Origin of the sequence: Enterobacter cloacae complex sp. IR5422 (genome assembly GCF_049238165.1) — a bacterium.
Taxonomy (GTDB): domain Bacteria; phylum Pseudomonadota; class Gammaproteobacteria; order Enterobacterales; family Enterobacteriaceae; genus Enterobacter; species Enterobacter roggenkampii.
Genome location: NZ_JBMKHT010000004.1, coordinates 23,649 through 36,976 on the forward strand (window position 1 = coordinate 23,649; position 13,328 = coordinate 36,976).

The 13,328-nt window shown below is 58.7% G+C and carries 9 protein-coding genes; 2 read left to right on the forward strand and 7 right to left on the reverse strand.

Annotation, left to right across the window (positions count from 1 at the left end):
- Nucleotides 1–6 precede the first annotated feature (6 nt).
- The 5 genes from tssM to ACOTXT_RS03190 are packed head-to-tail and all read right to left on the reverse strand — an operon-like array spanning nucleotide 7 to nucleotide 7,280.
- Nucleotides 7–3,627 (reverse strand): type VI secretion system membrane subunit TssM, encoded by a 3,621-nt coding sequence (gene tssM, locus ACOTXT_RS03170; RefSeq protein ID WP_421625280.1) that lies wholly within the window; start codon nucleotides 3,625–3,627, stop codon nucleotides 7–9.
- A gap of 3 nt (nucleotides 3,628–3,630) precedes the next feature.
- Complete coding sequence (locus tag ACOTXT_RS03175) at nucleotides 3,631–4,869, reverse strand: DotU family type VI secretion system protein (protein WP_008502648.1); 1,239 nt, start codon at nucleotides 4,867–4,869, stop codon at nucleotides 3,631–3,633.
- 17 nt (nucleotides 4,870–4,886) lie between these two features.
- Nucleotides 4,887–6,230, reverse strand: a complete 1,344-nt coding sequence (gene tssK / locus ACOTXT_RS03180; protein ID WP_021240388.1) for a type VI secretion system baseplate subunit TssK — start codon at nucleotides 6,228–6,230, stop codon at nucleotides 4,887–4,889.
- A gap of 28 nt (nucleotides 6,231–6,258) precedes the next feature.
- The gene (tssJ, locus tag ACOTXT_RS03185; RefSeq protein ID WP_023344389.1) at nucleotides 6,259–6,762 is read right to left on the reverse strand and encodes a type VI secretion system lipoprotein TssJ; all 504 of its coding nucleotides are present in this window, start codon (nucleotides 6,760–6,762) and stop codon (nucleotides 6,259–6,261) included.
- A gap of 23 nt (nucleotides 6,763–6,785) precedes the next feature.
- On the reverse strand, nucleotides 6,786–7,280 hold the full coding sequence (locus ACOTXT_RS03190) for an SH3 domain-containing protein (protein ID WP_333165264.1): 495 nt from the start codon (nucleotides 7,278–7,280) through the stop codon (nucleotides 6,786–6,788).
- Nucleotides 7,281–8,283: 1,003 nt separating this feature from the next.
- Here ACOTXT_RS03190 and ACOTXT_RS03195 point away from each other — a divergent pair.
- Nucleotides 8,284–10,572, forward strand: a complete 2,289-nt coding sequence (locus ACOTXT_RS03195) for an FdhF/YdeP family oxidoreductase (protein WP_333165261.1) — start codon at nucleotides 8,284–8,286, stop codon at nucleotides 10,570–10,572.
- 21 nt (nucleotides 10,573–10,593) lie between these two features.
- The gene (locus tag ACOTXT_RS03200) at nucleotides 10,594–11,490 is read left to right on the forward strand and encodes a LysR family transcriptional regulator (RefSeq protein WP_333165258.1); all 897 of its coding nucleotides are present in this window, start codon (nucleotides 10,594–10,596) and stop codon (nucleotides 11,488–11,490) included.
- Here ACOTXT_RS03200 and ACOTXT_RS03205 read toward each other — a convergent pair.
- Both ACOTXT_RS03205 and ACOTXT_RS03210 read right to left on the reverse strand, forming a co-directional pair.
- A complete protein-coding gene (locus ACOTXT_RS03205; RefSeq protein WP_126288356.1) occupies nucleotides 11,469–12,227 on the reverse strand; it encodes a phosphate/phosphite/phosphonate ABC transporter substrate-binding protein in 759 nt (252 codons plus the stop codon). The two genes, ACOTXT_RS03200 and ACOTXT_RS03205, sit on opposite strands and share 22 nt — an antisense overlap.
- Complete coding sequence (locus ACOTXT_RS03210; RefSeq protein WP_058673538.1) at nucleotides 12,220–13,191, reverse strand: fatty acid desaturase; 972 nt, start codon at nucleotides 13,189–13,191, stop codon at nucleotides 12,220–12,222. Before ACOTXT_RS03210 ends, ACOTXT_RS03205 begins: the two co-directional genes overlap by 8 nt.
- Nucleotides 13,192–13,328 lie beyond the last annotated feature (137 nt).

The following is a 13,328-nucleotide window of genomic DNA, read 5'->3' on the forward strand; positions in this document are numbered from 1 at the left end:
TTGCGGTTATGGGCATGAGAAACGGGGAAGCTGGAACGGGTTGCGAATGCTGTTTGGCGCAAACTCCAGCGTGACCTGATGTCCGTCGACGTTGAAGGTGGCCTGACGGCTGAGGCTACCCGCCCCCGGGCTGGTGCTCGCTTTATCAAAGAAGCGGTTCAGCGCCCAGGAACCGTTGGTCACCAGCGTCGCCGTGCTGCCGTTCGCCAGACCCAGCTGCATGCGGACCTGGTTGGTGCCGCCCGGCCCCGGCCAGTTCATGATCTGCACCGCCTGCGGCCCGTGGCTGTAGCGCAGCAGCTGACCGTCCACGTCCAGGGTCAGGTTCAGAATGGTGTTATCCATTCGCACGGTGCGAACCGTCACCTTGAAGGACGGCGTGGTTGCGCCGTTAGCAAAGAAGGCGTCGCGAATCGACTGGGCCTGCTGGAACGGTCTCAGCAGCCCTTCGCTTCCCGGCAGCGTTTTCCCGTCGATGCCCGGCATAAAGCGCCAGTTGGCCTGGGTGGTGTCCACTTTGCTGGTCAGGTTATCGCGAAAGAAGGTATCCATCAGCCCGGTCCCCGGCGCAAACATGCGCGCGAGATCGTCAGGGGTGACCTCGGTGCTGGCGCTGCGCACCAGCGGGTAGCGACCGGCAATCGCCTGACGGCAGAACCCGCCCACCTCAACGTTAATGCGCTTACGCACGTTTTCCAGGTCACGGCGCTGGGTGTCGCTGCTGGCACCCACCGCCATGTTGCTGAACATGGTTTGCAGCCCGCCGGGAAGACGACCGGCGCTGGCCTGCAGGCGGCTGATCGCCTCCCCGCCCGGCGCCGGCATGCCGCTGTTGGCGGCATCCTGCACGGCGGTCAGGTAGCGATACAGCTCATCCACCTGCTTGAGAAAATCGTCAAACACGATGGTCTTCCCGCCCTTCTCCAGCGGCTGAGCCAGCTCAATCATCGGCGCGTAATGGTCGGTCACCAGCTGCTCCGGCGCCTGGGTAACCGCGGCGGCCTGCGTTGGCGCGTTGTCATTATTGCTGAACAGCGCTTCCAGCGTGCGGGTGGCGCGGCTGCTTTGCGCCTGCGCTTTACCCGCATCTTCCGGCGCTGGCGTATCGCGGGAGAGCGTCAGGACCTGGCTCAGGTTCTGCACCAGGCGGCGCAGCGGCGAGTTGGCGCCGGAAAGCAGGCGCGCGGTGTTGATGCGCTGGGAAAGGTCGGCGCTGTTATTCAGCTGAATGTCAGCGAGAAAGCGATCCCAGTTAGCGATAAAGTCGCGCATATAGAGCTGGCGCACGGCGTTATCGATCTGCTGTTTATCTTCCTGCGCCGTGGCGGCCCCCAGCACCCAGGCGTCGTCCTCGTGCAGGGCGGTGGTAACGCTGTCAATCTGGCCGTTAAAGCTTTTCCAGTAGCCGTCCGGCGTATACAGACCCGGAACGCCTTCGCTCACCGGCTTGCCGCTTTTGCGGGAAAATACCAGCTCGCTCTGCGGTCCGCCCAGGTCGGAAAGGGAGACCGGCTTCAGGTTGTCGTCATGTTCCAGCAGGCGCTTCAGGCGGCCGTAGACGCGGGTTGAAAGCGGCTGCTGGCCGATCATCGCTCTTTCGCGCGCCACCAGGGACTCGTCCTGCGCGTACGGCGAGGCCTGAATTTTCGGCTCCAGCAGCTGCGTCAGGTGCCATTCAAGCTGCTGCAGCTGTGCCTTCGTGACGTTCTGCGGCAGGTTACGCTGCAGGTTGAGCATTACCCACGAATGCAGGAATTTGCCGTCGTAGTGCTTCGGCTGATAGAGCATCTGATAGGCTTTCAGCGCCTCGTAGCTGTATTCCACATCGCTGCCGTTGTCGTTGCGAAGCCAGGTGGTGATGTGCATGGCGACGGCAGGGAGCAGCATCTGATCCAGCGCTTTCTGATACAGGGACTGAGAGGCGTCGCTGACGTCGTCCCCGCGATAGAGCCCCATACGGCGGGAGACCGGCGGATCGTTCACATCAAACGCGTCGCTTTTCGGCAGATCCACCAGGCTATTCAGCAGCGGCAGCAGTTCGAACAGGTCACGCTGGGTCTGGTTCTGTAAGGCCTTGCTCTGCTGGTCGAGCAGCGGAACCTTCGCATCCACTTCTTTCAGGTATGCCTTGTTTTTGGCATAGCTGGTGAGCCACAGCCCACCCAGGATCACCAGCAGGGCCAGCAGCGCCGCATAGCCAGACCAGATCACGGCCCGGTTGCGCAGCTCCCACCAGCGGTTTTCTCCGGCGATCCCGGCTTCCTGGAAGATGACGTTTTGCAGCAGGTTCTTGATGAAGAAACTCTGGCCTTTTGCGCCCGGGATTGGCGATTCTTTGCTGACCGAATCCCAGTTATCGCTCTCTGCCCCTTCCGGCAGCGACAGCGCGCGGTTCAGTTCGCCCATCACGCGGTCGAACGGCATGCCTTCCTGCGTCCCGCTGGCGAAGTAGATCCCGCGCGGAGAGAACTCGGTTTCGAAGTTCGAGCGGGCGAAGACCGTGCTCAGGTAATCCGCCAGCAGCGGACGCAGCGCGGCGAACTCCTGCGGGAAAAGATATGCTTCGGCGCGGGTCTTCGCGTCATGCTCTTTGAGCATGGTTTCCGGCAGCCCGGCGTCGAGGCGCTGCTGCAGCAGAGAAAACTCCTGCTGGAAGTTGCCCATCAGGTCGTAATCGGCGTGTTTGGTTTGTTCCCACGGCAGCGTGAAGCCCCAAATCTGGTCGCGCTGCGCTTTATCGTAGTCGGCAAACCAGGCGCGGAAGCCTTTAAGCAGGTCGGCCTTGGTCACCATCACGTAGACCGGGAAGCGAATTCCCAGCTGTTCATGCAGCTCGGACAGACGCTGACGCAGGTTCACCGCCTGCTGGCGGGACGCCTCGGCTGACTGGGTGAGCAGGTCAGAAATGCTGATGGTGACGATCACACCGTTGATCGGCTGGCGGCGGCGATACTTGCGCAGTAACCCCATGAACTGCAGCCATTCCCCGGCGTCCTGCACCTGCTCGCTCTCCTGGGTGGTATAGCGACCCGCGGTGTCCAGCAGCACGGCCTCGTTGGTAAACCACCAGTCGCAGTTGCGCGTGCCGCCAATGCCGCGCAGGGCGGTCTTACCGAAACGGTCGGCCAGCGGGAACTGCAGCCCGGAGTTGACCAGCGCCGTGGTTTTACCGGAACCCGGCGCGCCGATAATGACGTACCACGGCAGCTGATAGAGGTATTGCGTGCTGAAGCGCTGCGTCCACTGGGCGCCCTGTCCCGCCTTGCTGAAGTGCGCTTTTTTCAGCATCTGCGCGGCTTCATCAAAACGGCTGGCGAGGATCTGCTCCTCGTTGTTCAGTCGCTTCTGCGGATCCGCCGCTTCCGGGCTGGTGGTGTTCTCATTGAGCTTGTCCATCAGCTTGCGGTTCAGCCAGGCGTTATAAAGACGCGGCAGAATGTGGCCCTGCGCCCACAGCAGATAGACCACGGCGATACTGATGATGCGGTTCTGTTCAGATTCAAGCGGCCGGGTGTCCACGATGGACAACAGCGGGCCAATCATCCAGATCACCGCCGCCAGCGCCGTGACGCCGAGGAAGCTCCACAGAATGCGGTTAGTCAGTATGGAAAGAAGAGTCGTCAGCATTCCTTAGTTTCCTTGCGGCAATCCGTTCAGCTCGGCCTGGGTATTTTCAGGCGACACCAGCAGAGTAATTTCCACACGGCGGTTACGGGCGCGGTTTTCAGGCGTCGTGTTCGGCGCCACCGGGTTAATCTCGCCCCGCCCTTCCGCTTTCACGCGGCCAGGCTGAGAGAGGCTTCCCTGCAGCATTTTCTGTACCGAGCGGGCGCGTTCCAGAGAGAGTTCATAGTTAGAGGCAAAGCGCGCGCTGCGGATCGGCACGTTGTCGCTGTAGCCCACCACAAGAATTTTGCCGCTCACGTTATTCATTGCCTGCGCGATGCGGTGGATGACCGGTTCATAGCGGTCGCGCACGACGGTCGAGGCAGAGGCAAACAGCCCGTCGCCTTTCAGGATAACCACGCTGCGATCCGCTTCGTCTTTCACCGCGACGAGGCCAGCCTCGATCTCCGGTTTCAGGAAGCCGCGCAGGTTCAGCACTGCCGGAAGCTGACGCGCCGGTTGCTGAATAGTGGTTTCCGGCAGCTGGGACTGGTAAATCTTCGCCAGCACCGGGTTGGTGCTGTCGCCAAGACGCCAGTTGAGCACGATATAAAACAGACAGGCGATAAACCCGGCCAGCGCCACGCAGGCCCAGAGAGGAACCATCGGCCGCCAGAGCTTGCGCAGCACCGGGCGATCTTCCGGATGGGGAGAAAGCGGCGCCGGATAGCTGCCGCGCACGCCGCGGATCATCTGCCACAGTCGCTGCTTGATGGTCTCAAGCTGGGTGCGGCCATTGTCCAGCACCCGATAGCGTCCTTCGAAGCCGAGCAGCAGGCAGTAGTTGATCATCTCCAGCAGCAGAATGTGCTCGCGCGGGTTTTGCGACAGGCGCGCCAGCAGCTGGAAGAACTTCTCGCCGCCCCAGGTTTCGTTATGGAACGTCACCAGCAGGCCGTTGCTTGACCAGACCCCGCTGCTGCCCCAGGGGGTGAGCGCGGCGGCTTCATCAAGCGCCGTACACAGGCAGTAACGTGCCCCGACGATCACTTCGTAAGGCAGCCCCGCCTGCTGACAGCGGACTTCGAAACGGCGAATTTCATCGATCAGGCGCTGGCGTAACGCCACCTGATCGTCGTGCGATACCGAATGACGGATCTGCGGAATCGCATTGAGCAGCGGATTGGCGGCCGCCACCAGCTGATTGTTGCTACTGGCCCCGGTGAACGCGGCATCGCTGCCGGTATCCTGTCGTTCCTGCATATTAAGCGCTCGCTTTATTATTCTGTCGGGCTACGGATGGCCCAAAACTCCATATCCAGCCCCGGGAACTCCCCCGCAAGGTGCAGGGCGAATGCGCCGGACTTATCCATCTCGTGCCACAGCTCGCTGCCCTTCTCGAGCTCAAAGTAGCTGTAGCCGGCATGCCACGGGATCTGCGGCGGTGCAACCGGCATGGCGCGCAGCATAATGCCCGGCAGCTGAAGCTGAACCAGATCGCGGATTTTCGACACCGGTGCGACCTTCATCTGCGCCGGGAAATGGGTTTGCAGGTGTTCGCCCGGCACGTTGGCTTTGACCGCCAGCACGAAGCCGAACTCACGCACCATGCTGGTTTCAGGCACCGTGGCGATGTTGAGGCCGTGAGAGCGCTCGTTAAGCGGCAGCTGGATAGCGTGGTCTTCCATCACCAGCGACAGCCCCTGACGCAGCATCAGCATCAGCTTGCTGAAGCAGTTCGCCAGATCGTCATGATCGTAAATCGGCAGCACGCTTTCGGCGGTCCGCTGCGACGTCCAGGTGGCGAGCTCGGTGGCAAACGGCAGCCAGCTGCGCCAGAGGGTTTCCGGGTGCAGCAGCGGGAGGGTTTTTAAATGAGACACCTCGCCCAGATGACGGTTAACCAGCGACAGCAGCGTAAACTCGATCATTTCAGAGGTGTTAAAGCGGCCTGGCTGGCGCAAACGGCCGCCAATCTGCTGGCTGCGCTGCACCAGTAAGCCGTGCAGATCGTTGATCATGCTGTAGATCTGCGGGCTGTTATTGGCATTGAGCATCGGCGGGATGTAGCTGTTGTCGAGCCGCACGTGGTTGTCATTACGCTTCTCGGTCACAAACGCCACGCCGATGGCGGTCCACTCCGCCGTGAGGTCTTTTTCGAGCATCAGGGTCAGACGCAGGCGGCCAAACTGGACGGTAGCATCCCCCACCGACATGGCGTTATCGTCCTCCACCTCCTGCTCGAACGCGATAAAGCGCGCCAGCGAGGATGGCTCTTCGCTGAAAATCACCTCTTCTCTCTCGCCACGACGAACCGGCAGTGCGAGCACCACCTTTTCGTTGGTGAGATTGTCAGGAATTTTCAGCGGTACAGGACCGTTGCGCCCGTTGCGCACCTGGAAAAAGGTGCCGTCCGGCAGCAGCCCACTGCAGTAGCTCAGGGCAATGCATCCCTGACGAAGCATCGCTTCATCCAGTTCAACGTCGAGAAAGCCCCAGAGATACGATCGCTGCAGCGCGCCCCATTCACGAACATGGTTGAGCAGATAGCTTTCAGTCCGCTGAAAATGGTGTGGACGCAGGAACATGCCTTCGGTCCAGACGACCTTTTCTGCTTTCGTCATGATGATGTGTTTCCTGTTTAGAAGCGCGTTACTGGCTGATGACCCGAATGCCGTTCACGTCGAGAAAAACGTTGGCCTGAAGTTCATCGGCGGACCATTTCCAGAACTGGTAGATATGATTTTCGCCAGGCACGGGCAGAGGGAGTGAAACGCGCCATTTTTTGCCATCCAGCACCTGGTACTCCGCCATCACGCCGATGTAGCGAGCCTCCGGCGAGCTTTGCCCGCTGAGAGTTTTTGACAGCTGTCCCGGCATCAGGAAGAACACATCGCTGTTCAGCAGATTCGCGCCAAGCGTGGCTGACGCGTTGTTCTGCAGGGAGTAGAAGTCGCTGGACATGAAATCCGCATCGGATTTCAGCAACAACACCCGAACCTTAAGCGGCGCAGATTCATTGATTTGTGGATGAGCCTGAAACTGCAGATTGTAGCGGGAGGGGTCGCTGTGTGAAGACGACGAACAACCACCGATCAACGCGAAAATCATCGCGTAAAAGAATAACCACAGCCTATGAAAATTTTTATTATTCATAAAAATGCGCTCATGAAAGCCGTTTAGTTCAGGATCCAGGTACCGTTAGCGCTGTCTTTGCAGGCTTTGCTGTTGCCGTCGACATCGACACAGGTCGCTTTTTTACGCGTCTTATGGCGAATGGCCTGTTTACTCACGGCGGCGTCGTACTGGTCGGCCTTGATAACGGCGCGCATCGGAACGTAACCAATCAGCTGCTCGTTGCCTTCATCGGCAAGCGCCATCCAGTAGTGTTCAACCTGACCCAGCACCACGTACGTTTTTCCGGTATCAAGAGTGCGGATAACTTTACCGCCGAAGTCAGGACGGCTCATCAGAGAGGCTGGATACATGGCACGATACGGCTCGTTAACCGGCGTGAACTCCGTCGGCGGCGTCACAGCGTGACGGTGGGTTAAGGTGACGCCGTTGACCTGGCTGGTCTCGATCGTATCGTCGTTGATCACAGGTTTCTGCGGTGCTTTACAGCCCGCCACCGCCATTACAAACAGAAGTGAAAACAGTACGCGCATTTTCATATGCTTTTCCGTAGCGATATTTCGATGATGGAGATAAGGGGATGAAGTTTGACTTAAGTGCTATTGTTAAAATAGCCAGGATATTTTCGGGGCGTTACTACTTTAAGGGCATAGCTACCGCACGAGCCTTTCAGAATAAGGCCCAGTGTCTTCCTGACATATTTTGACAAACGGTAAACAAGTTTACATGAGCTTCGTATCAATTCAATATTTACCGCCGCGTAACTGTTGGTAAATGAAGCAGTCGGAAAATTATAGGATTAATCCTATGATAAAAAACGATATGGCCCACCCTTTCTTATTTCTCCACCACAAAACTACATAACATCATGTTTTATCTATTAAAAAACACAAAAGAGAACCACTTTCATTAACGCAATCACGCTATTATCGCCACTACCATAATTAGTAGAATTCGCGTTTTTTTGATGTCAAAGGAATATATCCCTGATGAATTATTTGTTGCACTAACAGGGTATCTTTAATATTGAAGACGCTTCATCGCCTGGGTGAGAATATTTCACCTATGCAGAAAAATGTTAATTTCATGCCGCAAAAAAAGCGTATATTTTAGGCCGTAATAATTCCACTGCCAGGTATACCTTATATCTATTATTCATTAAGCGTGAGTAAACCTTCCTGCCATTCTCTCAAATGAAAAATGCCTCCGGCAGCCCGCCAGCCGCGAATCGTGGCGATATCTCCAGCGCAACAGCTTCAGTCGATATTTTACTGGCGCTACATACTTTCCTGCTCACTGCCATCTATCTCGCCTACCGGACGATAGATAAGATTTATTATTAAAATGATAAATATTCGTTATAATTTCTTTAAATATTTAAACACCAGACCAGATAAATTACTGTAATAAAAAGAGTTTGCGTTAAGGCATTTTCCCGTTCCGTATGTGCGTTGCCATCCGGTCGTCATTGCTTTCACCTATTGCTCTCGTCAGTGATTTATTGGCTCAGGCGTTGTGTGATCGAACAAATCAGGAGTGGGTATGAACAAGAAAAGACGCTCGGTGCCAGGCATCAGACACTATGACGGCCCTGCCGGCGGCTGGGGCGCACTGAAAGCGACGGCCATTGCGGTACGCACCCAAATGGATACCTTTGACGCCCCGGCGACGCTGCTGCGCACCAACCAGCCTGACGGCTTTGACTGCCCGGGCTGCGCGTGGCCTGATAAAGAACACAAATCGACGTTCCAGTTCTGTGAGAACGGCGCCAAAGCGGTGACGTGGGAAGCCACCAGCAAACGCGTCACCCCCGCGTTTCTGGCCGCAAACAGCGTCTCCTCGCTGCTGGCAAAATCGGACTTTGAACTTGAAGGTTACGGTCGGCTGACGCATCCCCTGCGCTATGACCGCGACAGCGATACCTTCCGCCCCGTCGAATGGGACGAGGCGTTTCAGCGCATCGGAGAGGTGTTGCGCGGGCTCGAACCGGACCAGGTCGAGTTCTATACCTCCGGGCGCGCCTCTAACGAAGCGGCGTATCTGTTCCAGCTGTTCGCCCGCGAATACGGCACCAATAACTTCCCCGACTGCTCAAATATGTGTCACGAGGCCACCAGCGTCGGTTTGCCCCGTTCGATTGGCATCGGGAAAGGGACCGTCTCGCTGGACGATTTCGACAAGACGGAGCTGGTGATCTCCATCGGCCATAACCCCGGTACGAACCATCCGCGAATGATGGGGACCCTCCATGAGCTGGCCCGTCGCAACGTGCCGATTATCGTCTTTAACCCGCTGCGCGAGCGCGCGCTGGAACGTTTTGCGGACCCGCAAAGCGTGATTGAAATGGCGACCTACGGCTCCACGGATATCGCTTCGACCTATTTCCAGGTGAAGGCCGGAGGTGATGCCGCCGCGCTGAAAGGGATTGCCAAACACCTGCTGGAAATGGAGGCCGCTCGCGGGGACGTGCTCGATCGCGCGTTTATTGCCGAACATACTCAGGGCTTTGAGGACTTTGCCGCCGATATCGCGCAAACCCGCTGGGACGAGATCGAACGCGAGTCGGGTCTCAGCCAGGCGGCGCTCAAAAAGGTGGCAGAGGCGTATGCGAAATCGAATGCCACCATCATTACCTACGGGATGGGCATTACCCAGCATAATAAAGGGACGGCCAACGTCCGCCTGATTGCGGACCTGCTGCTGATGCGCGGGAATATCGGCAAGCCCGGCGCGGGAATATGCCCGCTGCGCGGCCACTCAAACGTGCAGGGGAACCGTACCGTCGGGATTAGCGAGAAACCCACGCCGGCCTTCCTGAACCGTCTGAAGGAGGTTTTCGGCTTTGAGCCACCGTCTCACCACGGCCATGACGCGGTGCAGGCCACCCAGGCGATGATCGACGGCCGCGCGAAGGCGCTCATCTGCCTCGGCGGTAATTTTGCGGTGGCGATGCCCGATCATGAACGCGGCTTTCCGGCGATGGGATCCCTGGATTTGAGCGTCCACGTCGGCACCAAGCTCAACCGTACCCATCTGCTGGTGGGCAAAGAGACCTTTATTTTCCCATGTCTTGGCCGTACCGAGCTGGATGTTCAGGCCACCGGCCGCCAGTCCATTACCGTTGAAGACTCGATGTCGATGGTGCATGCCTCATCCGGCAAGCTCAAACCCGCCTCCCCGTTGCTTCGGTCAGAACCCGCTATCGTCGCGGGCATGGCGAAAGCCACCCTGCCGGATACCCGCGTGGACTGGATGACGCTGGTTGAGGATTACGACCGCATCCGCGATCTGATCGAGCAGACCGTTCCGGGGTTTGAGAACTATAACGCGCGGATCCGCGTTCCCGGCGGCTTCCGTATGCCGCTGCCGCCAACGCAACGTCTCTGGCCAACGGCGACGGGAAAAGCGATGTTCTCGGTCTTCGACGGCGTACACGAGAACGCCAGCGGTGAAGGTGAGCACGTCCTGCGCCTGATCACGCTGCGCAGCCACGACCAGTACAACACCACCATTTACGCGCTGGATGACCGCTACCGCGGCGTGTTTGGCCGCCGCGACGTGCTGTTTATGAACGAAGAGGATATGGCGCAGTCAGGGCTGGAGCACGGCGACCGCGTGGATATCGAAACCGCCCTGCCCGGCAACGGACAGCGTCTGGAAGACATTACCGTGGTGGCGTACAACATCGCGCCGGGGACCGTCGGGGCCTATTATCCGGAGGCCAACGTGCTGGTCCCGCTTGATTATCTGGATAAGGACAGCGGTACGCCGTCGTATAAATCCGTTCCGGTTCGCATCACCCTGCGCTCAAAAGAGATCCGCATGCTGTAAGCCGATCGCGCAGAGAAAAAGATGGATATTAAACAGTTAAAATATTTAATCGCGCTCGACGAGACCCGCCATTTTGGCAAGGCGGCCTCGCAGTGCAACATCACTCAGCCGACCCTTTCCATGCGCATCCGCAGCCTGGAAGAGGAGCTCGGGCTGGTACTGATTGTGCGCGGGCAGCGCTTTGAAGGGTTTACGCCGGAGGGTGAACGCATCCTCGCGTGGGCCCGCGCGCTGCTGGCTGCACATGACGGGCTACAGGCGGAAGCCGCGCTGTGCAAAGGTCAGGTGGTGGGCGAACTCCGTCTGGGGATGGTGCCGCTGGCGAGCGTGGATCCGATGATCTTTATTCGCCTGCTGACGGAAAAATACCCGGAGCTGACCTACAGCCTCTATTCCATGTCCTCCACGCAGATTGCCGACGGCGTCAGCCGCAATCAGCTTGAGCTGGGGATTTGCTATCTCAACAGCATCGACACCAGCCTGTTCGATATTATCCAGCTTCCCAAAACGAAGATGGGCCTGCTGCACGACGTCCGCCATTTCCAGCTCGGCCAGGAGACATTGACCTGGCGCAATCTGACGGATTTTCCGCTGGGGTTCCTGACCAAAGGGATGCATTACCGGGCGCATATGGAGGCCAGCTTTAAGTCTGCTGGCATTGAACCGAGGTCCGTTTTTGAGAGCGACTCCACGTTCCAGATCATTCAGGCGGTGCAAAGCGGCGTGTGCTGCGCCGTGATGCCGCTGAACAACGGGCTGGAAGAGTTGAACAGCCATTTCAGGATTGTCCCCATCGCCGACGCGGATATCGAGGCCCCTGTCGGCCTGATTATGCGCCGACAGAAACCCGTCTCCTCGCTGGCGCTGCGCTGCTTTACCGACGCGCAGGAGATCTATCACGCCAGCAATGAGGCGTAGGCCTGACGCGTCACCACGCTAAAACCGCGGATCAGCACCGCGTCGCAAACGGCCCGGTGCTCCGGCGAACTCACCAGCGCGTGGAGCGCATCGCGAAGGGCGTTCAGGGTCTCAGGCGAGGTGCGGGGCGAGGTAATGAGCGGCAGCCCCGGCGTCAGCGGGGTACGGTCAATGACCGCCAGACCCGTCAGGCTTTCCGGTTCGTGACGCTGCAGCAGTGCCCAGGTGACACAGTCGATGGCCGCGATATCCCCTGCCCCGCGTTTGACATCCTTCAGCGACTGGCGATGGCTGCCGCTAAAGGACGTTTGCGCGAAAAACGGCTCCTGAGCCACCAGAGGCGCCACTTTTTTTCGCAGCGCATTGTAGCCGGACTGCGAGTCCGCAGAGTTACAGACCGCCCGTCGTCCGCGAAAATCCGCCAGCGTGAGGTGCCGATCCTCCTCGCGCACCACCAGAAAGCTGCGGTAGTGGAACCCTGCGCAGCCCGGGGCCGCGTAATGAAAACAGCCGACGACCTGCACGTCCGGAAGCTGCGTGACGAGCGGATAACCGCAGGCCTGGCTGAGGACAAGCGCAGGCTGTCGCCAGTGGGTCAGCAGATCGGACTCCGGCCCGTCGGGGACATCTTCGACGGGCACACCGCGAGCGGCCAGCAGCCCCTTGACCGCCAGCCAGAGCGCGCGGGTGTCGGCGCGATCCACCGCATACATGGGAAACGCCAGCAGGTTACTCATATCCCTCCTCCTGTTGTTTTCCGGGGTGAACGGTGACGTCGACGGGCCTGGCCCAGAACTGGCGCAGCCATTCACCGTAGCCCCTGACGAGAAAACCGCGGTTTCGCTCCCGGTACGCCTCCCGGTTTTGCTGGTAGATCGCCTTCAGCCCGTACCACGGCACGCCCGGTAAATCATGGTGTACTGAATGGTAGTTGAGATTTAAAAACAGTATCCGCCAGAACAGCCCGGCCTCGTTAATGACGGAGCGTGCCAGGGGATCGTCCGCCGCGCGATGTTCGAGAAACGATCGCACCTTGGTCAGCGCCAGCGCCGGATAGCTGACCGCCAGCACGAACCAGACGGGGGAAAAACCGACGTGCGTCATCCAGGCGAAAAGCGCCACCAGCAGCGTGATGTGAACCAGCCACATCGTCATCGCCCGCAGGTGAAGATGACGAAACGCCGCCCCGGCGCTGCCCAGCGTCTGGACGATATCCAGCAGCGGCGCCAGCAGAAGCCGCCCGGCAAAGGTATTTCGGGCCCGGATCAGGCGCTTCTGCCAGGGGGAAAAGCGCGCCCAGCTCGCCTCGGTAAAATAGTACGACTCCGGGTCATCCACCGGATGGGTCAGGCTATCGTACCGATGGTGGGCCAGATGGGAATCCCGGTAGAGGCCATACGGATACCAGACCGCCAGCGGGAGCGTGCCGAACAGCTGGTTAAGCCAGGCAAAACGGGTGGGATGCCCGTGGATAAGCTCATGCTGCAGGGACATGTACCAGGCGGTAAACCCGATGAGCAGCAGCGTGGCGGGCAGCAGGCCGAGCGTTTGCCAGAACGCCAGCGTGGCAAACCAGCCCGCATAAATCGTGAACATTAACAGCCAGGTGGGCAGTTCGCTTCGCCATAAGAAACCCGACGCGAGGCGGTGAATTTGATTGCGTTGTTGCGGATGTAAATAGAGGGAGCTTCGTTTACCCATTCCTTCAGACGCCGTTTCGCCAGAGACAGAGCCCTGACGATCGGGGATTACGCCTGAAATCACAAACAACTTAAATCGCTTTGCTTTGCCAGAAACGTGAAGTGCGGGCACGCTTGACTTATTTTGTATTAAAGGTA